The 26,273-nt window shown below is 63.0% G+C and carries 19 protein-coding genes; 6 read left to right on the forward strand and 13 right to left on the reverse strand.

What is annotated here, in order from left to right; genetic code table 11:
• Positions 1-95: 95 nt before the first annotated feature.
• Positions 96-947 carry a metal-dependent phosphohydrolase gene (locus tag JQ574_RS32320; protein WP_212209408.1) on the reverse strand — a complete coding sequence of 284 codons (852 nt, stop codon included), beginning with the start codon at positions 945-947 and terminating at the stop codon, positions 96-98.
• Positions 948-1,192: 245 nt separating this feature from the next.
• Here JQ574_RS32320 and JQ574_RS32325 point away from each other — a divergent pair, with 245 nt between their 5' ends.
• Positions 1,193-2,086 (forward strand): VOC family protein, encoded by an 894-nt coding sequence (locus tag JQ574_RS32325; protein ID WP_212209397.1) that lies wholly within the window; start codon positions 1,193-1,195, stop codon positions 2,084-2,086.
• Positions 2,087-2,399: 313 nt separating this feature from the next.
• On the forward strand, positions 2,400-2,717 hold the full coding sequence (locus JQ574_RS32330; protein WP_312014918.1) for a hypothetical protein: 318 nt from the start codon (positions 2,400-2,402) through the stop codon (positions 2,715-2,717).
• A gap of 157 nt (positions 2,718-2,874) precedes the next feature.
• On the opposite strand, the gene JQ574_RS32335 is transcribed toward JQ574_RS32330, so the two are convergent.
• From JQ574_RS32335 to JQ574_RS32345, 3 genes are all read right to left on the reverse strand, one after another.
• Positions 2,875-4,185: an HlyD family type I secretion periplasmic adaptor subunit gene (locus JQ574_RS32335; RefSeq protein WP_212276567.1), complete on the reverse strand. Its 1,311-nt coding sequence runs from the start codon at positions 4,183-4,185 to the stop codon at positions 2,875-2,877.
• A complete protein-coding gene (locus JQ574_RS32340; protein ID WP_212209394.1) occupies positions 4,182-5,927 on the reverse strand; it encodes a type I secretion system permease/ATPase in 1,746 nt (581 codons plus the stop codon). The genes JQ574_RS32335 and JQ574_RS32340 overlap by 4 nt, the downstream gene beginning before the upstream one ends.
• 320 nt (positions 5,928-6,247) lie before the next feature.
• Positions 6,248-6,490, reverse strand: a complete 243-nt coding sequence (locus tag JQ574_RS32345; RefSeq protein WP_212209407.1) for a GlsB/YeaQ/YmgE family stress response membrane protein — start codon at positions 6,488-6,490, stop codon at positions 6,248-6,250.
• A gap of 224 nt (positions 6,491-6,714) precedes the next feature.
• On the opposite strand from JQ574_RS32345, the gene JQ574_RS32350 reads away from it, so the two are divergent.
• A complete protein-coding gene (locus JQ574_RS32350) occupies positions 6,715-6,888 on the forward strand; it encodes a hypothetical protein (RefSeq protein WP_212209393.1) in 174 nt (57 codons plus the stop codon).
• A gap of 161 nt (positions 6,889-7,049) precedes the next feature.
• Here JQ574_RS32350 and JQ574_RS32355 read toward each other — a convergent pair whose 3' ends face one another.
• From JQ574_RS32355 to JQ574_RS32385, 7 genes are all read right to left on the reverse strand, one after another.
• Positions 7,050-8,030 carry an ABC transporter ATP-binding protein gene (locus tag JQ574_RS32355; protein WP_212209392.1) on the reverse strand — a complete coding sequence of 327 codons (981 nt, stop codon included), beginning with the start codon at positions 8,028-8,030 and terminating at the stop codon, positions 7,050-7,052.
• Positions 8,027-9,439 carry an amidase gene (locus JQ574_RS32360; RefSeq protein WP_212209391.1) on the reverse strand — a complete coding sequence of 471 codons (1,413 nt, stop codon included), beginning with the start codon at positions 9,437-9,439 and terminating at the stop codon, positions 8,027-8,029. The genes JQ574_RS32355 and JQ574_RS32360 overlap by 4 nt, the downstream gene beginning before the upstream one ends.
• The gene (locus JQ574_RS32365; protein WP_192737026.1) at positions 9,436-9,633 is read right to left on the reverse strand and encodes a hypothetical protein; all 198 of its coding nucleotides are present in this window, start codon (positions 9,631-9,633) and stop codon (positions 9,436-9,438) included. Before JQ574_RS32365 ends, JQ574_RS32360 begins: the two co-directional genes overlap by 4 nt.
• A gap of 15 nt (positions 9,634-9,648) precedes the next feature.
• Complete coding sequence (locus tag JQ574_RS32370; protein WP_212384175.1) at positions 9,649-10,680, reverse strand: ABC transporter ATP-binding protein; 1,032 nt, start codon at positions 10,678-10,680, stop codon at positions 9,649-9,651.
• A gap of 4 nt (positions 10,681-10,684) precedes the next feature.
• Positions 10,685-11,572: an ABC transporter permease gene (locus JQ574_RS32375; RefSeq protein WP_212209389.1), complete on the reverse strand. Its 888-nt coding sequence runs from the start codon at positions 11,570-11,572 to the stop codon at positions 10,685-10,687.
• 66 nt (positions 11,573-11,638) lie between these two features.
• On the reverse strand, positions 11,639-12,592 hold the full coding sequence (locus JQ574_RS32380) for an ABC transporter permease (protein ID WP_212209388.1): 954 nt from the start codon (positions 12,590-12,592) through the stop codon (positions 11,639-11,641).
• A gap of 200 nt (positions 12,593-12,792) precedes the next feature.
• Positions 12,793-14,412: an ABC transporter substrate-binding protein gene (locus tag JQ574_RS32385; protein WP_249119751.1), complete on the reverse strand. Its 1,620-nt coding sequence runs from the start codon at positions 14,410-14,412 to the stop codon at positions 12,793-12,795.
• Positions 14,413-14,662: 250 nt separating this feature from the next.
• Between JQ574_RS32385 and JQ574_RS32390 the strand changes: the two genes are divergently transcribed.
• A complete protein-coding gene (locus JQ574_RS32390; protein WP_409363407.1) occupies positions 14,663-16,276 on the forward strand; it encodes an ABC transporter substrate-binding protein in 1,614 nt (537 codons plus the stop codon).
• Between the two features lie 139 nt (positions 16,277-16,415).
• Here JQ574_RS32390 and JQ574_RS32395 read toward each other — a convergent pair whose 3' ends face one another.
• Positions 16,416-18,644: a CHASE2 domain-containing protein gene (locus JQ574_RS32395; protein ID WP_212209386.1), complete on the reverse strand. Its 2,229-nt coding sequence runs from the start codon at positions 18,642-18,644 to the stop codon at positions 16,416-16,418.
• 239 nt (positions 18,645-18,883) lie between these two features.
• On the reverse strand, positions 18,884-24,541 hold the full coding sequence (locus tag JQ574_RS32400) for a VCBS domain-containing protein (RefSeq protein ID WP_212209385.1): 5,658 nt from the start codon (positions 24,539-24,541) through the stop codon (positions 18,884-18,886).
• Between the two features lie 619 nt (positions 24,542-25,160).
• Here JQ574_RS32400 and JQ574_RS32405 point away from each other — a divergent pair.
• Both JQ574_RS32405 and JQ574_RS32410 read left to right on the forward strand, forming a co-directional pair.
• Complete coding sequence (locus tag JQ574_RS32405) at positions 25,161-25,979, forward strand: transglutaminase-like cysteine peptidase (protein WP_212209384.1); 819 nt, start codon at positions 25,161-25,163, stop codon at positions 25,977-25,979.
• Entirely contained in the window at positions 25,976-26,266 is a 291-nt protein-coding gene (locus JQ574_RS32410; protein WP_212384176.1) for a hypothetical protein, read from the forward strand. Before JQ574_RS32405 ends, JQ574_RS32410 begins: the two co-directional genes overlap by 4 nt.
• Positions 26,267-26,273: the final 7 nt, after the last annotated feature.

Genomic DNA, 26,273 nt, shown 5'->3' on the forward strand with positions numbered 1-26,273 from the left:
ACGGCCTCGAATACTTCCACGCCGCCGCCGCAGGATGGAGCCTCAGACATGTGTGCATGCCCTAGCGCGAAGGCGGGACGACGCCGGAATATGCGTCATCGCTGCGGTCCGGACAGATTCACCTCCCGCTCCGCCCGGAAGACGTTGCTGTGCAAATTGGCGATCCATTGCCGGCCGCTGGAGGTGACGTTGAGATAGCGGATCGCAAGCTGGATCTGCGGCGCGACGTTGGTCCAGTAGAACTGCGGGAACCGATAAACGATGTCGGCGGGCGTCGCGTAGCCCAGCGTCTTGTTCAACCCGATTTCCTCGAACTCGTAAAACAGCGCATTCGACTTGCGCATGTAGTTGGGATCGCCGAGCTGGCCGATCAGATCGGCTGCGCGCAGCAGCAATCCTTCCTCCTCGTTGAGGTCATCACCGTCGTTCGGGCTGGTCGCGTAGGGAAAGCGGGTATATTCGATCGCCCGGGCAATCCGGGCCGCGTCGACTTCCTCCACGGCATCCAGTCGCTCGATCACGAACAGCTTTGAGCGATCGACATGGTAGGGCGCAAGCGCCGCGTCGGACGAGCCAACCGGCAATTGGACCTTGCGGCCACTGAGATCAGCAACGAAGGCGTCATCCTCGTCGCCCTGGACGACGCCGCGGACATATCCGATATCATGGGCGAGGCAGGCCATGATGAAGTTCGCGTAATCGTCGGCCGTGGTGGCGCGCGCCAGCGCGCGGCCGACCAGGATGTCGTGGCCCACCAGCGTCACCAGCATGGTGTGCTCGATGTTGTGATACAGCGCATCGCTGTTGCCGATGCACTCCAGGGTCAGCCGCGCGGCAAAGGGCAGGAGTTTGGTCAGATCGGAATGCGAGGAGCCGAACCGTCCCTCGGTTTCCCGTGACAGGAACGAACCCAGGGCTTGCGCGGTCAGTTGGGGGATTGTGATCATCTCGGCACCCGCTCCCGTCTGTGGTCGCGCCGTGACGACGGCCTGCGCCGCAGCATCCCGGCTTTCCGATCGCTCACTCATCGAAACCATCCTATCACCAATCCCTGCATCCGCCGCACCCTTTGAAATGTCTGATCGGCGATGCCCGTGATGCGCTCGGGGAAGATACCAGCTCGTCGCGGCGACGGCTGGATCATGGCACCACGCCTGACTATAATCCGCTGAAACCTCGGGGGATCGCAGCCATGCAACAGCCGTTCGACCGCGCCGCGGAAGACCTCGGCAACTCGATCCATTTCGAACACGTCAACGTCTTCGTGCCCGATCAGCGGCTGGCGACGTTGTTCTATGTCACCGGGCTCGGACTGACGCGCGACCCTTATCTGATGGTGTCGGACACCAACATGTGGGTGAATGTCGGCAAGAGCCAGTTTCATTTGCCTGATGGTGAGGCGCAGGTGCTGCGCGGCCATACCGGCATCGTCATCTCCGGCCGCGAAGCGCTGCTGGAGCGGCTGGCGTCGGTCGCCAAAAAGCTCGAAGGCACCAAATTTGCGTATCGCGAACACAATGATCATGTCGAGGCGATCTGTCCCTGGGGCAATCGCGTGCGCTGCTATGAGCCGGACGCCGCGCGCTTCGGCCGCATCACGCTCGGCATTCCCTACGTCGAATTCGACGTGCCGGTCGGCACCGCGAAAGCCATTTGCGGCTTCTACCCCGAAATCATGGGGATGCCGGCCGAACTCAAAAACGGCGACGGCACCATGGCGCGCGTCAAGGCCGGCAAGGACCAATATCTGCAGTTCCGCGAGACCGACCGGAAGCAGCCGGAATTCGACGGCCACCACGTGCAGATCTACATCACTGACTTCTCGGGCCCCTACCGCAAGCTGCTGGAGCGCAATCTGGTCTCACAGGAGGACAACCCGTACCAGTACCGCTTCAAGGACATCGTCGACCTCGACAGCGGCAAGCATCTGTTCACGGTCGAGCACGAGGTGCGCAGCGCCACCCACCCGATGTTCATGCGGCCGCTGGTCAACCGCAACCCGGCCGAGACCAACCGCACCTACGCGCCCGGCCACGAGCAATGGGCCTGGGCGATGGGACCTGACGAATATGACCGGCGGTCATAGCCGTCGTCTTTCCGCGTAATCGATTGACATGGAACCGGCGCGTCCAATTGGTCGCAGCGGTATCGCCAGATATTCGATGAAAGATGGCCCTATTAACGTTACATCTTAACCAATCATTAAGTATGCGTTTGCGGGCCCGAAAGGCCCGACCTAGCGTACAGGGAGCGGTTTGGGGGAGCCGCCTGGAAACCAACGATTGGTATGTGCCATGGCGTATAGAATGCATTCGGCGCTTGTCGCGTCTCTCAGCGCAGCCGCGCTTTTGCTTGCCGCGGGCGATACATTCGCAAGATCAGGAACAGCGCCGGGTGGCGTGCGTGCGGGCCCCCATTCACCGGCCGTCCATGGTTTCGGGCATCACCGCCGGCACAATGTCGGGACCTTCTGGCCGGGAGGCGGCGGCTATTACTATTCGCCGTCGAATGGCGAGACCGTGGTCGAAGCGCCCCAATCCACCACGCGCGACATCCGTTACACCTATACCTATGACGTGCCCTGGGATTGGGCGCATCGCTATCCGCCGAACGTTGTCCCGTCCGACCGGCCCTACGTGTCGAGCTGCTCCTCGGAGCCCGTCACGGTTCCCGGACGTAATGGTCATACGACCATCAACATCACGCGGTGCTATTGATTTTCGTCGTCCCGGCCTTGAGCCGGGACCCATAACCACAGGCTTTCGTGGGTAGATACCAGTCGTCAAACACCGTCTCTCTTCATAACCGACACGGCGTATGGATCCCCCCGATGCGCAATTGCGCATCTGAGCTCAAGGCCGGGACGACAGTAACTCACTTCTCTCTGAACGAGCGCATCAGCTGATCGCTCAGCGGCTTCATCAGATACGAGAACATGGTGCGGTCGCCGGTTTGCACGAAGGCTTCCACCGGCATTCCCGGAATCAGCTTGTTGTTGGCGCCGAGGCGGGCGACTTCTTCCGGCGGCAGCGAGACGCGGATCGTGTAATAGGTTTGCCCGGTGCGCTGCTCGGTGGTGACGTCGGCCGACACCCTGGTGACCTTGCCGTTCAGCTCCGGCGTGGTGTGCTGGTTGAAGGCCGATAGCCGCAGCAATGTCTTCTGGCCGATCTGCAGCTTGTCGATGTCCTGCGGATTGACCTTGGCTTCGACCGACAGATCGTCGGCCTGCGGCACGATCATCATGATGGCGTCGCCCGCGGTGATCACGCCGCCGATGGTATGCACCGTCGACTGCAGCACCATGCCGGCCTGCGGCGCCCGGATGTCGATGCGGCGGAGTTGATCTTCCGCGGTGACCTTGCGCTCGACGAATTCGCCGATCTTGTCGTTGGTCTCGCGCAAATCCTTGGAAACCTCGCTGACCAGTTCCTTGTCGATCTGGATGATCTGCAGTTCGGTCTCGGTGATCTTGCCCTTGGCCTGCGCGCGCGAGGCGATGTACTGCGCGCGCTCGCCCGACAGGCGGGCGGAATCGCGCTCCAGCGTGGTCAGGCGCGAAATCTGGATCAGCCGCTGGTCGTAGAGCTGACGGACGCCGACCAGTTCCTTTTCGACCAGTGCGATTTCCTTGTCCTTGGCCTTCTCCTGCGCCGAGAGGCCCTCGATTTCCTCATTGAGCTGCATGACCCGCTCGCGCAGCTGGGCCTTTTGCCCGGCGCGGCCGTTGACACGAACCTCGAACAATTTGGTCTCGCTCGCCATGACGTCCCTGACGTCGGGATCGTCGGCGCGATCGGCCAGCAGCGGGGGAAACTTGATCTTGTCGGTGCCGCGCTGTTCGGCCTCCAGCCGTGCCGCGCGCGCCAACAGGCCGTTGAGGGTTTTGACGACGATCGCCAGGCTTGCCTTGACCACGGTCTCGTCGAGACGGACCACGACGTCGCCGGCCTTGACGGTATCGCCGTCGCGCACCCGCACTTCGCCGACCACGCCACCGGTCGGGTGCTGCACCTTCTTGACGTTGGAATCGACCACCACCGATCCCGGCGCGATCAGCGCGCCCGAGATCGGCACCGTCGAGGCCCAGCCGCCGAATCCGCCCACCAGCACCAGCATCAACGCCAGGCCGACCACCAGATGCGACCGGATCGAACGGCGGGCGCCTTTCAACTCCTCGCTCATGATTTGGCTCCTGGGGCAACGATCTTGATCGGCGCGGGCGGCGGCGGGACGGCGCGCTGCAGCACCTGGCCGAGAACGGTTTCCTTCGGCCCGAACGCCTGCATGCGGCCATCCTTGAGCACCAGCAGTTGGTCGACCGCCTCGATGCCGATCGGCCGGTGCGCCACCACGATCACGATGGCGCCGCGCTCGCGCGCGCCGCGAACCGCGCGGGTCAGCGCCTCGTCGCCCTCGGTGTCGAGGTTGGAGTTCGGCTCGTCGAGCACGATTAGGAAGGGATGACCAAACAGCGCCCGCGCCAGCCCGACGCGCTGCGCCTGCCCGGCCGACAACGCGGTCCCCTGCTCGCCGATCTGGGTGTCATAACCCTCGCGCATCTTGATGATCATGTCATGCACGCCGGCCTCCTTGGCCGCGGTGATGATCGCATCCGATTTGGCGTCGGGATCGAAACGGGAAATGTTCTGGGCGATCGAGCCGGCGAACAATTCGACGTCCTGCGGCAGATAGCCAACGTGACGGCCGAGCACGTCTGATGACCATTGGTCGAGCGCGGCGCCATCGAGCCGCACCTTGCCGCGCACCGGCATCCAGACGCCGACCAGTGCGCGTATCAGCGACGACTTGCCCGATCCGCTGGGCCCGATCACGCCGACGCCGGTGCCGGCCTCGACCGCAAAAGTGACATCCTGGACGATGACCCGCTGATCGCCGGGCGGCACGATGGTGACGCCCTCGACCGACAATCGCTTCGACGGGCTCTGCAGCAGGGTCTGGGTGCTCTGCGCCGGGATCTGTTCGAGCAGTTTGTTGAGGCGATGCCAGCTCTGGCGCGCCGCGACAAAGCCTTTCCAGTGCGCGATCGCCAGATCGACCGGCGCCAGCGCCCGCGCACTCAGGATCGAGCCTGCGATGATGATACCGCCGGACGCCTCCTGATGGATCACCAGATAGGCGCCGACCGCCAGCACCGCCGATTGCAGCATCATGCGCAGCACCTTGGCGATTGCACCTAAGCCGCCCGCGACGTCGCTGGCGCGCTGGTTGCCGGCCAGATAGCTCTCGTTGGCTTCGGTCCAGCGCTTGGTCAGCCGTCCGGCCATGCCCATCGCGACCAGCACTTCGGCGTTGCGCCGGCTGGTCGCCGCCAGATCGTTGCGCCGCGCCGCCAGCGTCATGGCGTCTTTGGCCGGCTGGCGCGACATCACTTCGGTGATCACGGTGAGGATCACCAGGATGATGGCGCCGACCAGCGCGGTAAGACCCAGCAACCAGTGGAACGCGAAACAGATGGCGAGGTAGAATGGCAGCCAGGGCAGATCGAAAAACGCGCCCGGCCCCTGACTGCCGAGGAAGGAGCGCACGTTATCGAGGTCGCGCAGCGGCTGCAGGCCTTCATTGCGAGCGCCCACCATCAGCGGCAGGCGCACGACGGTATCGAACACGCGGGCATTGATGGCTTCATCGAGCGCGGTGCCGATGCGGCCGAGAATCCGGCCCCGGATCAGGTCGAGGCCGCCCTGGGCGACGTATAATCCGCCGGCGAGCACGACCAGGCCGATCAGGGTCGGCACGCTCCGGCTCGGAATCACGCGGTCATAGACCTCCAGCATGAAAATCGAGCCGGTCAGGTACAGCAGATTGATCATGCAGCTCATGACGCCGACGCCGATAAACGCGTTGCGACAGGCGCGCAGCGCAATACCGAGTTCGGTCCGCCGGACACCGGGAGCAGCTGCCATCAATTCGAGTCTCTGCAAAAGGGATTAGCTAACGGGCTGGTTCTACCGATGTTTGTGGCCAGCGTCTATTTAAGTCACGTTAACCTGAATGCGGTTCATGCCCGGGGCCGGCCGAACGTCTGGGCGAAACACCGGGAAATCAGCCGACGGACGGGGCAAACAGCTCCGGGGTGGGGTTTTCGGCGCTCCGCCCGGACCCGCTGATGACCGGGGCGCGGTCCTGCGGATCATGGCAGGTTCCTCGCCCCCCGGGCCTGCACCGGCAGGCATCGGCGGAGCTTTGATACCGAAGGCCTCGACCCACGCGAGCGCTTCGACCGCTACCTCCGGCCGCGCACCGCCCGCACCACCAGCAGCAATATCACGGCGCCGATCCCGGCATTGATGATCTCCCTGATCACGCCGGTGCCGATGTGGATGCCGAGCTTGGGCAAAAGAAGATTTGCAACCAGCGCGCCGGCGATGCCGACGAGGATGTCGCCGATCAGGCCAAAACCGGTGCCGCGCACGATCTTGCCGGCCAGCCAGCCGGCGACGAGCCCGATAAGCAGGATGACCAAAATGCCTGGTTGGATACGTGCACCCTTGGATTCCCCGGTTCGCGCGCGTGGCCTGACGCCACGGTTTTAGACTACCGGCAATTCCCTGATGTGACGACCTGAATCAGCCCGCCACGCCGGTCCGTCGTGGAACTGTCAATCGCAATCCGCGTTATCCGGCAATGACGCAACCTGATATTTGGTACGTAACTTTTGGGCCGGACCGGACCGACGAGAGTGCGACGAGCATGGTCCGTACGACCCGCAAATTTAAATCGGAAGTCGACGCCAAGCTGTTCGCGATGCAGATCCTGGCGAAGGGCTGGTCTGCGAGCGCAGGCACGCTCAACCCGCACCAGCCCAAGCAGGTCGTGGGTCCCGCCCAGATCGAACAATGGGCGGATCCGGGCTTGGGCGGATAGATATTACTCTCCGTCATGGCTGGGCATAGCCGTCTGAAGGACGGCGTCGCTTCCACTCGCCTATGCCCGGCCATCCACGTCTTTCTTGCTTGTGTGCAGCAAAGACGTGGATGCCCGGCACAAGGCCGGGCATGACGAGTTGTGAGATAACGCCCGCGCGCTCAGCCCGCGGCGGCCTCGGCCGGTTCGGCCAGGACGCAGCGCGCGATTCGATCCGGCGCAACCTGCACGTTGGGCGGCAGTTGCTCGGTACAGCGCGGCTGCGCCACGCTGCAGCGCGGTGCGAACGAGCAGTTCACCGGCGCCTTGTCGAGCGATGGCGGCGTGCCCGGGATGGTCTCCAGCCGCTGGCCGCGTTTGGCGCCGTGGGTGGTCGACGCCAGGAGCCCGCGCGCATAGGGATGCATCGGCGTCCGCACGATGTCGCGCAGCTTGCCCTGCTCGACGATCTGTCCGGCATACATGACAGCGACGCGGTCGCAGATTTCGATGGCGACGCCGATGTCGTGGGTCACGAAAATCACCGACATGCCGAACTCGCGCTGCAGCTCGCGCAGCAGCAGCAGGATCTGGATCTGCACGGTGGCGTCGAGCGCCGTGGTCGGCTCGTCGGCCAGCAGGATCTTGGGCTTGCAGGCCAGTGCCAGCGCGATCATCGCGCGCTGCCGCATGCCGCCGCTCATCTCGTGCGGATAGGCATCGAGGCGGCGCCTGGCGGAGGGAATGCGTACGACTTCGAGCATTTCCAGCGCCCGCGCAGTAGCCTCCTTCTCGCTCTTGCCCTCATGGCGCATCACGGATTCGGAAATCTGCCGGCCGATGGTGTAGACCGGATCGAGCGCCAGCGCCGGCTCCTGGAAGATCATCGATACGGTCTGGCCACGAAACTTCGACAATTCCTCGTCGTTCAACGCCAGCACGTCGCGGCCGAGAACATTCACGCTGCCCGAAATCTGCGTCCGCTTCTTCGGCAACAGCCGCATCAGCGCGCGCAAGGTCACGCTCTTGCCCGAACCGGATTCACCGAGCAGGCCGAGCACCTCGCCCTCGCCGAGCGAGAGCGAGATGTCGTTGACGGCGTGCACGGTGCGCTCGCCGGTGAAGCGGATGCTGAGATCGCGGATTTCGACGAGGTTGGTCATGCCGGTTTGGGTACCTGTTTATGATAGTCCGTGGCGCGCTGGAACGCGGCGCCGATCCGCAGCAGCATGGCCTCATCAAAGGACCGGCCGATCAATTGCAGGCCGACCGGCAAACCGCTTTTGGTGAAGCCCGAGGGAATCGAAAGCGAGGGCAGGCCGAGGTAGTTGACCGGGCGGGTGAATTTCGTGATCCGCTGGATCACGGCCTCGGCGTCGCGGCTGTTGCCGACATCGCTCTCGGCGATGGTCGCCGCCGGTATCGGCGCGACCGGCGCAATCACCGCATCGGTGCCGGTGACCGCCGCAAGGTACGCCGCCAGCGCCGGACCGCGCCAGCGCATTGCTTCCAGATACGACACCGCAGGGATCGCGAGGCCGTTCTGCAGCCGCATCAGCACCTGCGCGCCGTAATCCTGTGGCCGTTCGATCATCCACCTTTTGTGGAACGCGGCGGCTTCGGTCGCGAGCACGATCTGGCAGGCGGCCGTGAGCTGGCGCTGGTCGGGTAGCTCGACCGAGACGATTTCGGCGCCCTCTTTCTTCAGCGTCGCGATCGTCTCATCGAGAACGCGCGCCACTTCGGCATCGAGATCGTCGACATAGAACGCGGTCGGCACGCCGATCCTGAGGCCTTTGAGCGAGCCCTTGGTGGCCGCCATATAGTCCGGCACCGGCCGCGTGGAAGCGGTGAGGTCGTCGGGGTCGGCGCCCGCCATCAACCCGAGCAGCAGCGCGCAATCTTCCGCGCTCTGCGCCAGCGGCCCAACCGTATCGAGCGATTGCGACAGCGGCATCGCGCCGGCACGGCTGACGCGACCGACCGTCGTCTTCAACCCGGTGACGCCGCAGAAATGCGCGGGCATCCGGATCGAGCCGCCGGTGTCCGATCCCAGCGCGGCAAAGGTCAGGCGGGCGGCGACCGCCGAGCCCGAGCCGGACGACGAGCCGCCGGTGATGTGATCGACATTCCAGGGATTGCGCACCGGACCGTAATGCGGGTTGTGGCCGGTCGGACCATAGGCGAACTCCACCATCTGCAACGAACCCAGCCGGACGGTGCCGGCATCCTTCAGGCGCTGCAGCGCGGTCGAATTCGTGGTGGCGACGAAGTCGCGGCGGATCTTCGAGCCGCAGGTGACGACCTTGCCGGCCTCGTAATACATATCCTTGTGCGCCATCGGCACGCCATGCAGCACGCCCCTATTGTTGCCCTTGGCAAGATCGGCATCGGCGGCGTCGGCCGCCGCCAGCGCCTCCTCCGCCTCGATCGCCATGAAGGCGTTGAGCCGCGGCTGCCATTGCGCGATGCGGTCGAGACAGGATTTTGTCGCCTCGCGCGACGAAACTTCCTTGCTGGCGATCGCCCTGGCGACCGACACCAGCGACATCAGTGCCGGTTCGGTGCTCATTTCGACACCCCGAGGTTCTGCGCCAGAAGAAAGCTCGCGGGTTCCAGATCGAACGGCAGGGTGCCGGCGACCGGCGCGAAGCCTTCGAACGCCGGCCCGATGGAATTGGCGATCCGCTCGGCGACTTCGGCACTCGCCGGCACGCCCGCGACATCGGTCATGACCTTGACCTCTTTTGGACTGGGTTTTGTCATTGCGGATTTGCTCCCTTATGCGTTTTTCTTGGTCGTTTCTTTGGCCGGTGCGCGGCTGTGTCCTGATCCCGGAATGGCCATGTAGCACGCCGCCTGGTGGCCCATTGTATCGAGGTCGCTGAGTTTTGGCGTCGCATTTGCGCAGAGCGGCTCCGCGTATGGACACCGGGTGTGAAACCGGCAGCCGGGCGGCGGATCGATCGGATTGGGCGGATCGCCCGAGATCGGCGGCGTCTGGGTACGGTTGTCGGGATCGGCCGACGGCATCGCCGCCAGCAGCGCCCGCGTGTAGGGATGCGCCGGTTCATCCCAGACCTTGTCGACCGGACCGAGCTCGACGACCTCGCCGAGATACATCACCAGCACGCGATCACTGATGTAGCGCACCACGTTGAGATCGTGGCTGATGAAGAGGTAGGTGAGGCCGAATTCGCGCTTGAGGTCGGCCAGCAGGTTGAGCACCTGGGCTTCAACCGACTTGTCGAGCGCCGATACCGCTTCGTCGAGGATCACCAGCCGCTGGCCGCCGGAAATCTCGTGCGGATAGCGATTTGCAAAAGTCTCGGGCCGCAAGCCCACCTTGCCCAATAGTTCGCGCGCCAGCGTGCGCGCGGCGGCATCCGCCATGCCATGCACCTTCGGGCCGAACGCGATCGAATCCTCGATGGTGAGGCGCGGGTTGAGCGAGGCGTAGCTGTCCTGAAACACCATCTGCATGCCGCGGCGCAAATCGCGCAGCGACAATGCGCGGCCGACCTGCATGCCGTCATAGATGATATCGCCGGCATCTGATTTCATCAGATGCATCAGAAGCCGCGCGGTGGTCGACTTGCCGCAGCCGGATTCGCCGACGATCCCGACTGTTTCACCCTTGGCGATCGAAAACGAGACGTCGTCGACCGCGCGGACGGTCTTGCGCGCGCTGAACAGATCACCGCGCACCGGGAAATGCTTGGTCAGGCCACTGACCTGCAGCAGCGGCTGCGCGGCGCCGCCGACATCCTCGACCTTTTCCAGAACTTCGACTGACGGGCTGGTCTCGGTCATCGCGTCAGTTCCTGATGTCCATGGCGCTGCGCATGCCGTCGCTGAGCAGATTGAAACAGATCGACACCGCAAAGATCATGACGCCGGGCAACGCCGCGACCCACGGATTGACATAGATCGCGGTGCGCAGCGTGTTGAGCATCAGGCCCCATTCCGGCTCCGGCGGTTTTGTACCCAAACCGAGGAACGAAAGGCCGGCGGCGAGGATCATCGACACCGAGATCAGGCCGGTGGCGTAGACGAAGATCGGGCCCAGCACGTTGCCGAGCATGTGCACACGCATGATGGTGAAGGGCCCGGCGCCGGAAGCGCGCGCGGCCTCGACAAAGTCCATGTTGCGAACGCCTGTCGTGACGCTCTCGGCGACGCGGGTGATCTGCGGCACGAATACGATGGTCAGCGAGACGATGGAGTTGACGATGCCGGCGCCCAGCGCGCCGGAAATCGCGATCGCCAGCAGCACCGAGGGAAACGCATAAAACACGTCGACGGTGCGCATGATCGCGGTGTTGAGCTTGCCGCCGACATAGCCGGCGACCAAGCCCAGGGAGGTGCCGATAAAGAAGGCGAGGATCACAGGCAGAATGCCGATGATCAGCGACAGCCGGCCGCCATAGATCAGCCGCGCCAGCATGTCGCGGCCGAGCTCATCGGTGCCGAGCGGATAGTTCGGCGTGCCGATATGGCGGAGCCGGCGGATCATCGAGCCCTGATAGGGATCGGCGAGGCCGAGCCATGGCGCCAGCAGCGCGGACATGAAGATCAGCACCAGAATGAAGGCGCAGACCATGCTGACCTTGTCGCGCCGGATGCGGCGGCCGACGGTGGCCCAATAGCCCCGCGCCTGGGTCGCCGGCGCCGCCTGCAGGGCGGTATCTGTGATCGCGCTCATGCGCTACGCTCTTTTTGTTTGAGCATGATCTTTTCGGAAAACCGGTTCCCACTTTTCCGGATCATGCTAGCTCCGCTTGATGCGCGGATCGATCGACGCTTGCGCGATATCGACCAGGAGGTTGAGGGCTACGAAGAACAGCGCCAGCACCAGGATCGTGCCTTGCAGCAGCGGCAAATCGCGCTGGAAGATCGCCGAATTCAGCAGCAGCCCAGAACCCGGCCATGAGAACACGGTTTCGATCAGGATCGAGCCGCCGAGCATATAGCCGAGCTGAAGGCCCATCACCGCAAGCGCGGTCGGCGCGGCGTTCTTGATGACATGACGGAACACGTCGGTCTCGCGCAGCCCTTTGGCGCGCAAGGCCTCGACGAAGTCCTGGCTCAGGATGTCGCCGGTCAGGGCCCGCACCGTGCGGGTGACGATGCCCATTGGAATGACCGATGTCGTGATCGCGGGAAGGATGAGATATTTCATGTGCTCCCAGTCCCAGCCCCACGCACCGGAGCCGCCGGGACCGGCGCCGACCGCGGGCAGCCAGTTGAGCTGCACCGAGAAGATGATGACCAGCACCATGCCGAGCCAGTAATGCGGCACGGAGACGCCGGCGATCGCGATCGAGGTCGCGACCTTGTCGATCCAGGTGTCGCGGAAATAACCGGCGATCAGGCCGAAGAACAAACCCAGCGTGAAGCCGATCGCGGCGGCGGCGATCGCCAGCGTCACGGTGTTGCCGACCGCGCGCAGCACCTCCGACAGCACCGGACGGCCCGTCGCGATCGAATTGCCGAGATCACCATGCAGCGCACGCCACAGCCAGAGCCCGAACTGGACCGGCAGCGGGCGGTCGAAGCCATAGGCGGTGCGCAATTGCGCCGCGAGTTCCTGGCTGGCATCCGCCGGCAGCACCGCCACCAGGGGATCGCCCGGCGTGATGTGGACCAAGAGGAAGCACACCAGCGCCACGCTGGCCACGATCGGGATCACATAGACGATACGGCGGGCGATATAGACGAGCACGAGACATTCTTTCTTCCTTCTCCCCTTGTGGGAGAAGGTGGCGCGCAAAGCGCGCCGGATGAGGGGTTCTATCCGCAGACACAGTCATCGCGAATGAGAGAGGCGTGTCCGCGGAGAGAACCCCTCACCCGTCTTCGCTTCGCGAAGCCACCCCCTCCCACAAGGGGAGAGGGGGCACCGCGGGCTTAGAATGCCGTTCCTTACGGCGCGATCGTCACCGGCGAGAAGTCGACGAACCAGCTCTTCGGCTGCACAAAACCCTTCACCTTCGGGCTCATGGCGCGCGGAGACACGTCATGGGCGACGTAGAGGAAGGCGGCATCGTCGACCGAGGCCGCATGCAGTTCGGCGAGCGCCGCATCGCGCGCCGCGGGGTCGAAGGTCTGGCGTGCCTTGGTCACCAGCTCATCGAATTTGGGATTGTTGATGTAACCCCAATTGTTCGAGACAGGCGGCGCCATACCTGACTGCAGGAAGCGCACCAGCGCGAAGAACGGATCCATCGCCGCATAGGTCACGTTGGTGGCGTGGGCACCGTTGGCGGACGCGTCCTTGGCGCCGCGGCGCCAGTTGGTGAACAGCGTATTCCATTCGATGACGTCGAGCTGGACGTCGAAGTAACATTCAGCCAGCGCCTGCTGCAGATATTCGTTCATCGGCAGCGGTTGCATCTGGCCGGAGCCGGACGCCGAGGTCTGGGTCTTGACCGTCAGCTTCTTCGACGGACCGTAACCGGCCTCCTGCATCAGCTTTTGCGCCGCCTTCAGGTCATACTTGATCTCGAAGGTGGGCTTGCCGCGCCAGGGGTGGCCGGGCTCGAAGGTGCCGGTCGCCGGCACCATCAGCCCGGCGAGCAGGCCCTCCTTGAGGCCTTCACGATCGATGCACAGATTGGCGGCCTTGCGAACGCGGATGTCGTTCCAGGGCGAACCCTCGATGCGCGAGAACTGCCAGGGCCAGACATGCGGCGATTCGTTGGCCTGCAGCGCGAAGCCGCGTGCCTTGATTTCCTTGACCGCATCGGGCGCGGGCGCCTCGACCCAGTCGACCTGACCGGAGAGCAACGCCGCGGTGCGGGCATTGGCTTCCGGCATCGGCAGCAGCACCATCTTGTCGACCTTGGGAACGCGCGCCTTGTCCCAGTAACCCTCGTTCTTGACCAGTTCGAGCCGCTCGCGCGGCGTGAACTTCGACATCTTCCAGGGACCGGTGCCGGAGGCATCGCGCGCAAACGCGGCCCAGGCGGCCTGCGATTTGGCCTTGGCGTCGGCGCCTTCAGCCTTGTCGTAAAATGCCTGCCACTTGGCCGGGCTCGCCATGAACAGATTGGTCAGGTTGATCGGCAGGAAGCTGTCGGGCTCCTTGGTGGTCAATTCCACCGTCAGATCGTCGATTTTCTTCGCGGAGGCCAGCGTAGGCATGCGCGAGGCTGTCACGCCGACCTGGCTGGCGTCGAAATGCGGCGCATCCTGCTTCAGCACCTTCTCGACGTTCCAGACCACGGCGTCGGCGTTGAACGGCGAGCCGTCGTGGAAGGTGACGCCGGGACGAAGCTTGAAGGTCCACTTCTTCTTGTCGGCCTCATCGACCTTCCATTCGGTCGAGAGGCCCGGGATCATCACGCTCGCTTTGCTGGCCGAGGACAGATCCCACAGCGTCAGCGCGTCATACATCGTGAGGCCGGTGAAACGGTTGCCCTCAAAGCCCTGGTCCGGCTGACCCAGCGTGCGCGGAATATCGGCAGCCGTCATGCCGATGCGCAGCACGGTTTCGGCGCTGGCGGCCAGCGGCAGGCCGACCACTATCGCCGTCGCCAGCATCCAGGCCTTGGCGGTTTTCCCGGCGGTTTTCTTGAACCTCTCGTTACGCATATGCAGCAATCCCTTCTCAGACTTTGGGTGACTAATTCTTATGCAGAGTTATGCAACGCCTGTGCCAAGGACGGCGCGTCCCGAGGGGCGATTAGCCGCACGACTCCCTGTGAGTATGCATGCAAGCGCGTATCCATGCTCCATCTGGCACCAAGCTTGCATTTTTCAGCTCCGAACCCCGTTCTATGGAGCTTAATTCATGCGCAATCGGATTTCGATGCTTCTTGCTGCCACAGCGGCGGCACTCTGCTTGTATGCCGGACTGCCCACGAATTCAGCAAGGGCAGAATCCGTTGTGCGCTACGGTATTTCGATGGCGGACATCCCGCTGACCACCGGTCAGCCGGACCGCGGCGCCGGCGCCTACCAGTTCAGCGCCTACACGATCTACGATCCGCTGGTGGCCTGGGAAATGGACGTGGCCGACCGGCCCGGCAAGCTGGTGCCGGGGCTCGCGACGGAATGGAAGGTCGACGACAAGGACAAGACCAAATGGCGCTTCAGTCTGCGCAAGGACGTCAAATTCCATGACGGCAGTGCGTTTAATGCCGACGCGGTGATCTGGAATCTCGACAAGGTGCTGAACGAAAAGGCACCGCAATTCGACAAGCGCCAGAGCGCGCAGGTGAAGACCCGCCTGCCCTCGGTCGCGAGCTACGCCAAGATCGACGACGACACCATCGAGATATCAACCAAGGCGGTGGATTCGTTCTTCCCCTACCAGATGCTCTGGTTCCTGGTCTCGAGCCCCGCCCAATATGAAAAGCTCGGCAAGGACTGGGACAAGTTCGCCAGCCAGCCTTCCGGCACCGGCCCGTTCAAACTGACAAAGCTGGTGCCGCGCGAACTCGCCGAACTCACCAAGAATGCGGATTACTGGAACAAGAAGCGAATTCCAAAGGCCGACAAGATCGTCCTGATTCCGATGCCGGAAGCGCTGACGCGCACCAATGCGCTGCTCGCCGGCCAGGTCGATCTGATCGAAACGCCGGCCCCTGACGCGGTGCCGCAGCTGAAGTCCGCCGGAATGCGCATCGTCGACAACATCACGCCGCATGTCTGGAATTATCACTTGAGCGTGCTGCCGGGTTCGCCCTGGACCGACATCCGCCTGCGCAAAGCGCTCAACCTCGCGATCGACCGTGAAGGCGTCGTCGGCCTGATGAACGGCCTGGCCAAGCCCGCCAAGGGCCAGGTCGATCCGTCGAGCCCCTGGTTTGGCAAGCCGACTTTCGAGCTCAAGCATGATGTGGCGGCGGCAAAAAAACTGGTCGAGGAAGCCGGCTACTCCAGGCAGAAGCCGCTGAAGGCCACCTTCATCATCGCGCAGGGCGGCACCGGACAGATGCTGTCGCTGCCGATGAACGAATTCCTGCAGCAGAGCTTCAAGGAAATCGGCATCGAGATCGACTTCAAGGTGGTCGAGCTCGAGACGTTATATACGCACTGGCGCAAGGGCGCGGCCGACGAGATGAACGCCGGCATCACCTCCAACAACATCGCCTATGTCACCTCGGATCCGCTCTACGCCATCGTGCGCTTCTTCCACTCCGGCCAGATCGCGCCTGTCGGCGTCAACTGGGGTGGCTACAAGTCGCCAAAGGTCGACGCGCTGATCGACGAAGCCAAGCAGACCTTCGATGCCGCCAAGCAGGACGAACTGCTGGCACAGGCCCACGCCCAGATCGTCGACGACGCCGTGCTGGTCTGGGTGGTGCACGACACCAACCCGCATGCGCTTTCGCCCAAGGTGAAGAAATTCGTGCAGGCGCAGCACTGGTTTCAGGATTTGACGACGATCGGGCTGGAGTGAGGGGTTACCGAACGCCGCCCAACCAACGGTCGTCATCCCCGCGCATGCGGGGAGCCAGTACGTTGCGGCCTATCGATTTTATCGCTGGCGTCTCTGGAATACTGGGTCACCCGCCTGCGCGGGTGACGACAGCGGTGCGTCACTTCGTCAGCAGCGCAAACGCGCCGTTCCAGTCTTCCGGCGGCGGGGCGTCCTGGAAGTTGCGGATTCGCGCTTCGTAGAGATTGAACAACAGCTCGAGCGAACGCACCTCGTCGGTGCGGCGGCCGCGTTCGATCGCCGCCAGCGCGCCTTGCCAGTCGCGGCCGCGATAGCAGGCCAGCATTTCGATGGTCAGGTTGCGCAAGCGCTGGAAACGGCCGGACTGCGCGGTGTCCTCCCGCCCGGCGATCGCGTAGATCACCTCGGGCTCCTTCTTGCCCTTCACCATGATGAAGTCGAGTTCGAGGATCGCGAACTTGTCCTTGACCGCGAGCGCGGTTTTCGAGCCGACGATGATCGGGAAGCCGTATTCCTTGGACTGGCCCTCCAGCCGTGAGGCCAGATTGACGCTGTCGCCGAACACCGAATAGTCGAACCGCATGTCCGACCCCATGTTGCCGACCACGCAGGTTCCGGTATTGAGTCCGACGCCGACATTGAGCGGAATGAACGGGCGGCCCTCTTCCTCGGCTTCCTCCATCCGCTCCTGATTGAGCTCGTCGACACGCTCCAGCATATCGAGCGCCGCCTCGCAGGCGTTGAGCTGGTGATCCTTGTCGTCGAGCGGCGCGTTCCAGAACGCCATGATGGCGTCGCCCATATATTTGTCGATGGTGCCCTTGCGGTGCAGGATGGCGTTGGTCAGCGGCGTCAGGAAGCGGTTCATCAGCGCGGTGAGGCCCTGCGGGTCTCGCTTGTAGGTCTCCGAGATCGAGGTGAAGCCACGCATGTCGGAGAACATGATGGTCATCTCGCGCTCCTCGCCGCCGAGCACGAGCTTCTCCGGCGACTGCGCCAGCTGCGCGACCAGCGCGGGCGACATGTACTGGGAGAACGCGTTACGGATCTGTTTGCGCTGCTTCTGCTCCCGGACGAAACTCGAGAAGATCAGCGTGAGATAGATCGACGTCGTCGATATCAAGGGATAGGTGAAATCGATCAGCAGCCGGTGCTGCGAGTAGAAATACCAGGACGTTCCGATCAGCGCGGTGGCAAACGCCGCTCCGAGGGCGACCAGCGTGACCGGTCCGAACAAGGGCGCGAACGCGATCACCAATAATCCGAACAAGACCGCGGTGGCGAATTCGATCGAGATGCCGTAGATCGGCTGCGAGATCACCTCCCCGGTCAGCGCGCTCTCCAGCACCTGGGCATGGATTTCCACGCCCGGCATGGCTCGCGACACCGGCGTGGTCTTGATATCGTTGAGACCGACGGCCGAGGTGCCGATCAACACCAGTTTGCCGGCGATCTTCTCGGGCGCAACGGTCTTTTCCAGCACGTTGATCGCCGGGACATAGAGTGAGGCATCGTGCCGGGCGTAATGGACCCAAAGCTGGCCATTGCCGTCGGTCGGCAACTGAAAGCCCTTGATGCCGAGGCTCTTGATGCCGCCCTTTTCGGCCTTGATCAGGATCGTACCCGAACCGGTGGCGACCCGCAGCATCTCGAAACTCAGCGAGGGCATGGTCTGGCCCTGCGCCTGCATGATCATCGGCACCCGCCGCACGATGCCGTCGCGTTCAGGCTTGACGGTGAATAGCCCGCGCCCGGCCGCTGCGTGCTCCAGCACCTTGGTGTTGCGCAGCAGGCCGGGGAATTCGAACATGAAGCGCTGCGGCTCCTCGCCGAGCATCGCAAGCCCGGTCACCGGAAGCGTCTTGTCGAGCACACCCAGTTCTTCCGGCAAACCCGATTCACCCAGCACCACCCTTGAGGCGCGGATGGCATCGGCGAAAACCTGGTCGTTGCTCGGCAGCGAGCGCAACCGGCTGCGGGTTTCCTCATCGAGATTGCGGTAGGTGTCGGCGACAAATTCCGGGTTGAGCCGGTCGGGCTCCGGAAACACCACGTCGAAGGCGATCACGACGGCGCCGAGATTGGTCAGCTCCGTTACCAGATCCGCCAGCCGCGTCCGCGGCCAAGGCCACTGTCCAAGCTTTTCCAGGCTCTTGTCGTCGATATCGACGATGGTGACCGGACGTGCGGTCTTCTTGCGAGGGTCGACGCGCTGGAAGGCGTCGAAGGTTCGAACGCGGATCTCCTCGACCGGAGCCGGGTCCCACACGCGCAGCGCGGCAAACCCGATCAGCAGCGCAACGCAGGCCAGCCGGGCATAGCCAAAGCGCCGCTTGAACCACCGCAAGAATATTCTCAGCCGCTTCATGCTGCTTCGGTATCACGGGCAGGCAGATTGTTCCAACGGGTTGCGACCCGCGCCGCAGCATTATGGGACCCCGGCGCTCTTCAGTCTGAAGCCTAAGATAATCGGCTTTATACTTCCAGTCGCGCCATTGTTCTGGCGAACTACTTCGCTCGCCAAGAATACGCATGGTCCGGATTTGGAGGTCAGGCGGATCGGTCCTTCAACCCCGCCGAGCGGAAGGTCGACAGGAAAGATCGGGATCAGGCGTGCGGCGACACGATGAAGTCGCCGGCGTGCAGGCTGCCAAGAGCGACATGCTTGAGGAGGATGCTCTTGTCATCGTCCACCGTGATCAGCACGTCCGCGGAGTTGGCCGGGCTGGTCGCCGCGTGGCTCGAAAGCCAGTCATCGATATTGGACGAATCGATCGCCAAAAACGCCCTCAGGTCGATATGATCCTGACCCGGGGTGAAATCAGTGATGGTGTCGAGGCCGTCGCTGGTCCTGAACACGAACTGATCGGCGCCCGCGCCGCCTGTCAGGGTGTCGGTGTTTTCGGTCGCGAAGATGACGTCCTTGCCTGAGGTGCCGGTCAGGCTGATGTCCGGACCCGCGCCGCCCTGGTTGAAGATGAAATTGACCGTGTCCGAGCCGCCAAGGCTGTCGGCGACGGTGAAAACGAGCGAAGCGGTCTGCGCCTGGCTGCTGCCGGGGTCGTAGGTGACACCGTCGTCCAGCGTCGCGTTGATATGCGCGAGCGAGCCCGTGTCCGTCGACGGCGTAGAACCACTGGCCGGCGATGCGCCGGTCGCCGTGGTGAGCGTAATGGTTTCGGTCGCTGCCGAGGGGGCGCTATCGGTGACGTAAAGGCCCGTCACCGTTGTCACGCCATTGCCGTCCACGCCGAGGTGGAATTGATCGGTTTCGATTACGAGACTGGTCGGGATCGAATCGCGCAGCACGGGCGCTTCATTGGCGCCGGTAACGTCCACCGTCAGCGTCGTTGTTCCGAGGGCGCCACTTGCGTCGGCGACCTGCACCGTAAAGAGGTCGGCGTAAGAGCCCGGGTTGAGCGCGTTGATCGCCGCCGCATTGGCGACATAGCTGTAAGTGCCGTTGGCGTTCACCGTCAACGAGCCGTAGTTTCCGACGACGGTCGTCACGACGTTGTTTGCGGCATCGAGTGCGGCATAGTGCAGCGACGCAGTTTCGCCGCTGTCGAAATCCGCCCCAACCAGCGTGCCGGTCAGATCGGCGAAGCTGTCGTTAGCAGCCGTATCGGCCAGCGTTCCGGCATTGACCGCCGCCATCGTCGGTGCGTCGTTGGCGCCGGTCACGTTCACCGTCAAAACAGCGGTACCGGTGGCGCCGTTCACGTCTGACGTTTGCACGGTGAAGGTGTCGGCATAGGTGCCGGCATGCAGCGCGTTGATCGCCGCCGCATTGGCGACATAGCTGTACGTGCCGTCAGCGTTCACCGTCAACGAGCCGTAGTCGCCGACGACGGTTGCCACGACGCTGTTTGCGGCATCGAGCGCCGCATAATGCAGCGACGCCGTCTCGCCGCTGTCGAGGTCGGCGCCGACCAGCGCGCCGGTCAGATTGCCGAAACTGTCGTTCGCCGCCGTGTCAGTGAGCGTGCCGGCATTGACGGCCGCCAGCGTCGGCGCGTCGTTGGCGCCGATCACGTCTACCGTGAGAACAGCGGTACCGGTGGCGCCGTTCGCGTCTGACGTCTGCACCGTGAAGGTGTCGACATAGGAGCCGGTATGCAGCGCGTTGATCGCCGCGGCATTGGCGACATAGCGGTAAGTGCCGTCGGCGTTCACCGTCAGCGAACCGTAGTCGCCGACCACCGTTGTCACGGCGTTGCTTGAGGCATCGAGCGCGGCGTAATGCAACGAAACCGTCTCGCCGCTGTCGAGGTCCGCCCCAACCAGCGTGCCGGTCAGGTTGCCGAAATTGGTGTTGCCCGCGGTATCGGTGAGCGTTCCCGCATTCACTGCCGCCAGCGTCGGGGCGTCGTTGGCGCCGGTGACGTCCACCGTGAGAACCGCGGTGCCGGAGGCGCCGTTGACGTCTGACGTCTGCACCGTGAAAGTGTCGGTGTAGGAGCCGGCATGCAGCGCGTTGATGACGCTCGCATTGGGGACATAGGTATAGGTGCCGTCGGGGTTCACCGTCAGCGAACCATAGAGGCCCGCTAGCGCAGAATTAACCGGATTGCCGCCGTCGAGCGCAGCATATTCCAGCGTCGCGGTTTCGCCGCTGTCGCGATCATGGCCGTTCAGCAATCCCACAAGGTTGCTGAAACTGTCGTTTGCCGCACCGTCCGTGAATTTACCCGCGGTCACGGCGCCCAGCGTCGGCGTATCGTTGTCGCCTGTCACGTCCACCGTCAGAACGGCGGTGGCGATGGCGCCGTTCACGTCTATCGTCTGCACCGTGAAGGTGTCGGTATAGGAGCCGGCATGCAGCGCGTTGATGACGGCCGCATTGGGGACATAGGTATAGGTGCCGTCGGGGTTCACCGTGAGCGAGCCATAGAGGCCTACTACCGCCGAGTTGACGGGATTGCCGGCATCAAGTGCTGCGTATTGCAGCGTCGCGGTTTCGCCGCTGTCGCGGTCGTTGCCGACCAAAATTCCCGTAAGATCGCCGAAACTGTCGTTGTCAGCGCCATCGGTCAGTTTGCCCGCGGCCACGCCCGCGAGCGTCGGGGTGTCGTTGGCACCATTGACGTGCACGGTGAGCACGGCGGTGCCGATGGCACCGTGAACGTCTGACGTCTGCACCGTGAACGTGTCGGTGTAGGCGCCGGCATGCAGGGCGTTGATGACAGTGGCGTTGACGACATAACTCCACGTGCCGTCGGCATTCACCGTCAGCGAACCATATTGGCCTGCGATGGCCGAGTTCACGGGATGGCTGGTCAAATCGAGAGCGCTGTAGCTCAGCGACGCGGTCTCGTCATGATCGGCATCGTATCCGACCAGCGTACCCGTCAGATTGCCAAAACTGTCGTTGATGGCCGTATCGGTCAGCGTGCCCGCATTCACCGCGGTCACCGTCGGCGCATCGTTGGTTCCGGTGACGGTGACGGTGATCGGCTTGGTAATGACCCCGCCATGACCATCGTTGACGGTCGCAACATAGGTCAGCGTCAGGACCTCGCCATCGGCGAGGAAATCGAACTTGTTGTCGGCGACGTCGTAGGACCAGTTCACCGAGCCGGCGTTGGTATTGCCGCCGGCCGGCGTCAGTGACAGCGCGGCGGCGAGGTCGCTCACCTGCTGCGGCGTCAGCGTCAGATTGGTGGTGCCGTCAGCCGCCTTGTAGCCGTAGTTCGAGAACTGCGCGCTCACCACCGGCCGGTCGCTGAGGTCGGCGTCGGTGAAGTTGATGGTGCCGCCGGCATGGTCTAGCGCGGCATTGCCGGTGCCGGCCATTTCCGTGAAAGCTGCGTTCGTCGTCGTGATGGCAGCGGTATCGTTGGTTCCAGTGATGGTGATCGTGAACGGCTTTGTGATCACCCCGCCACGGCCGTCGTCGACTTTGGCGGTATAGGTGAGCGTCAGGATTTCGCCGACCGCGAGAAAGTCGAACTTGCCGTCGGCGACAGTGTAGGTCCAGTTCGCCGAACCGTTATGGGTATTGCCTGCCGCCTGCGACACATCGAGCGCCACGGCCACGTCGGCCAATTGCTGCGCCGTCAGCGACAACTGATTCTGTGCCGCGCCGACGTAACTGTAGGACGTGTAGGCCGCGCTCACCACCGGCCGGTCGGTCAGATCGACGTCGGTGAAGGTGATCGTGCCTGATGCCGTATCCGGTGTCGGTGATCCCGTCGGATTGGGCTGATCAGGGTTCGACAGTTCGGCGAACGCGTCGTCCGTCGTCGCGATGGTGGGGACGTCGTTGGTGCCGATCACGGTGACGTCGGCGCCGTTGATCGAGATGCTGACCGGCGTGTACACCACGCCGCCATGGCCGTCGTCGACCTTGATGACGTAGTTGAGGATCAGCGTCTCGCCCTTGGCGAGGAAATCGAAGGCATGGTCGGCGATGCTGTAAGTCCAGGTCGCCGAACCGTTATGGCCGTTTCCGCCCCCCTGCACCACTTTCAAGGGAATTTTGACGGCCGCAATCGCATCCAGTTGCGCCTGCGTCAGCGTCGCGGTGACGTTATGCCCCTGCGCGTCGAGGTATCGGAACGGCTCGCTGGTCGAGAGCGCCGCACTCACCACCGGACGGTCGGTCAAATCGGTATCGGTAAAGCTGACCGTACCCGAGATCGTATCGATCGTGGTATTGCCGGTGCCGTCCCGCTCGATGACGGTGCCGCCGCGGGTGACGACGGTCGGCGCGTCATTGGTGCCGGTTATCGTAATGGTGAAGGTCTTGAACGTGATCTCGTTGTTCGCCGCGAAATTATTGTCGACCCGCGCCAGATAGGTCAGCGTCAAGGTCTCGCCGGCGGCCAGGAAGTCGAAGGCGCCGTCTGGGACGCTGTAGGTCCAGGTCGCCGTGCCGCGGTTTTTCTGGTTGGGATCCTGCACCACGATAAGCGGCACTTCCACCGCCTTGATCGCGGCTACCTGCTCCGCCGTCAGCGATGCGGTGACGTCGCTGTGTTGCGCGTTCTCATATTTGAACGAGGCAAAACTCGCCTGGGCGGTCGGCACGTCGCCCGGATTGAGGTCGGAATACGCGATCTCGCCGGTCAACGTATCTTGCGCGGCACTGCCGGTCAGGCCGGCGCGCTCGGTGAAGGCCGCATTGGAGGTGACAACGTCAGGCGGCCCCGGAATGTGGTCGGTCGATCTGACGGTCGTGTTGGTGGTCGTACGAATGGGCGTGTCGATAATCGGGGTAACCGTCAGCGTCACGGGCACGGTTTCCCCGCCCGCCAGTCTGATGTACATGGTTTCCGAAATCGGCGCAGAGCCAAGACGCTGCAGCGTTTGCGGATTGTTCAGGTCGGTGAATTTCAGCTGGAAGACATCGGAGATGATCTTCTGCGCATCCGGCGACAGCTGCACGGACGAGAGAAAATTGACCGTGCCCTGGCCGCTGACGATGGTCTGCGTGCCGGCCTGATTGACGGTCGCGATCGGCGTCATCGTGGTCTTGTCGAACAGGATGTAGGAGCCGGTGGTGCCGTCGGGTTCGACCAGCACCTGGAATTTCGCCGGCGGCGCGCCGCCCTGGCCCGGCACGGCAAAGTCGATTTCGACCAGTACCGCGGTGCCGCGGATGCCCATGGTCGCGACCGGCGTGTCGACCTTCATGTCGCCCTTCTTGGCGGTCGCGCCGGCGACGAACGAGATCGTGCCCTGCACCAGGCTGATCAGCGACGAATTGTTCGACCCGTTCGGGTCGTAAATCATTTCGTTCAGCACCATTCTGGCATTCGACGCGAGGCCGAACACACTGCCGTCGATGAAGGTGATGCCGAGCGTCGAATCGGAGCCGGACTGGACCACGTCGCCTTTGTTGACGTTGTCGCCATTGTTCAGAATGATTGAAACGCCGTTGCGGATCGCGGTCGCGGTGCCGACGAGCTTGGTCACATGACCGATGACCTGGGCCACGCTCGGGCTGCCGTCGGCCTGCGCCAGTTGGAGGTGACCGGTCAGCGCGTTGACAATATCGCCGGTCAGATGGGCGCCATCGGGTGATGCCAGGGCTGCGCGCTTCTCGCCCTTGAAATAGTCGTGCAGCACCATCTCGCGGCCGTCGCCCGACAGAACGAGGTCGACACCCGCGCGCTTGAAATCGCCGGTGAAAAGCAAATGGGCGTCTGGAACGATAATGGCGCCCGACGGTGCATGCGTGGAGACGCTGTCGACCTGGAGGTGCCCACCCAGGTGAGCGCCGTGGCCGTCAGGCAGCACGTCGGTAAATTTACCGGCCAAAGTCAAATGAGCCCCGCCGCCGCTAAGGTTAATACAAATACAATATTCAAAGGTCTAAGCTTGCATATCACGGATGGTCTTCTACGGAACCATCCATTTTTTGTGCAGTTTGCTTAGGTTAGAGCCGGCTTCTAGATCAGTCTTCTCGATTTTTCTCAAGCATATCTAGCACTCTTCTGTCATACACAGAGGAATACATGGTTAAGCTTGAGCACCAGGGAGATTAGTTGAGCTATTCGTAGTAAAACGTCTGCGGTCTATACTTATCAATTCTCTTCCCCCGTATAACCCCGGTATATGATGCGATTTTCCAAGTCAAAACTGTGACTTGGCTCACAACTCACGCGAATCTGACCAGATTAGTCATATTAACCTGAAAACAACGATAACGCGTGGTTAAGCACCATCCCATGGATAGGGCAGTCACGGCTCCGCAAAGGTTCGATAAAATTTTCGGGAAACCGGCGAGACAAATTTTAAGCTGTTTCGCGCTTTCCGGCCCGATATCGCGGGTTTTAAGCAGATCAAAAGCCCACCTACCCACTATGCCCCCAGCGAAATGATCCGGTCACGAGTAGGTTAACGAGCCTGCCGATAATGCCCGGACGAGGGGTGTCAGATGGCGATCTCAAATTATCCGCGTGCGTTGCGCGCAGCCTTCCTCGCGTGCGGCCTGTCCATAAGCGGCTTGGCCTGGTTCGGACCGGCGGCCGCCGGAACGCTGCTCTCCCCCGGCACGGCGGTTCTGATCAAGAAATCCACCCAGCCGTTCGGGCAGCCCACCGCGATGCTTCTCGACGGCGGATTGCACGAGAAATGGCAAAGTTTGCAGCGCCGCCTTGAGGACGAAATGGTGCAGCTTGCGCTGTGCGAGGGCGACCGCGAAGGCTGCGTCTCGCCGGCCGCGCTGCAATTTCTAGCCATCATCGACGCCGCCAAACTTCGCGAGGGCCGCGCCCGGCTCGGCGAGATCAATCGGGCCATCAACCTTGCGGTCAGGCCGGTGAGCGACCTCGCCCAATATGGCCAGCTCGACGTCTGGGCCTCGCCGCTCACGACGCTGACGCGGGGCGGCGACTGCGAGGATTACGCCATTGCGAAATTCGTGGCGTTGCGCCGGGCCGGCATTGCGCCCGACGACTTAAGGATCGTGATCATGCGTGACACCGTCCGCGGTGAGGATCACGCGGTTGCCGCCGCGCGGCTCGACGGGCACTGGCTGACGCTGGATAACCGCCGCATGGCGATGGTTGAGGATTCCGACATCCGGAATTACCGGCCGACCTTCGTGATCGATCAGCACAGCGTCATGCGATACACCGATGCGCCCGTGCTCATTGCCGCATCTCGCAATCCCGAAGCACCGGTCGTGATCAGCGCTCTGGCAGCGCCCGGCCGTGTCGCGCCCGCCAATCAGGCTCCGACGACAGCCGATTGAGCGATTTCATTGCGCCGCGACTATCAAACACCGCACGACCAATGCTGCGGCCGCTCGGTGCCGCCATGCGCGCCCATGATCCGCTCTGGGATATCGGATACAACGCTTCCCGCAATTTTCATTGGGATCAACGAGAGTCATCATGCCATGCTGCAGTGCAGCCGGACCGCATGCTGCATTCCGTTTGGCGAAAACATGACGATACAAATTTTCTCTTTTTCTTTTCGCGCTCGCACTTGATTGACGCCGTCGTTCCCACCGGCATACCATTCCGACAGATCCGCTAGAGATCAT

Source organism: Bradyrhizobium sp. AUGA SZCCT0158, from assembly GCF_018130065.1.
Lineage (GTDB): Bacteria > Pseudomonadota > Alphaproteobacteria > Rhizobiales > Xanthobacteraceae > Bradyrhizobium.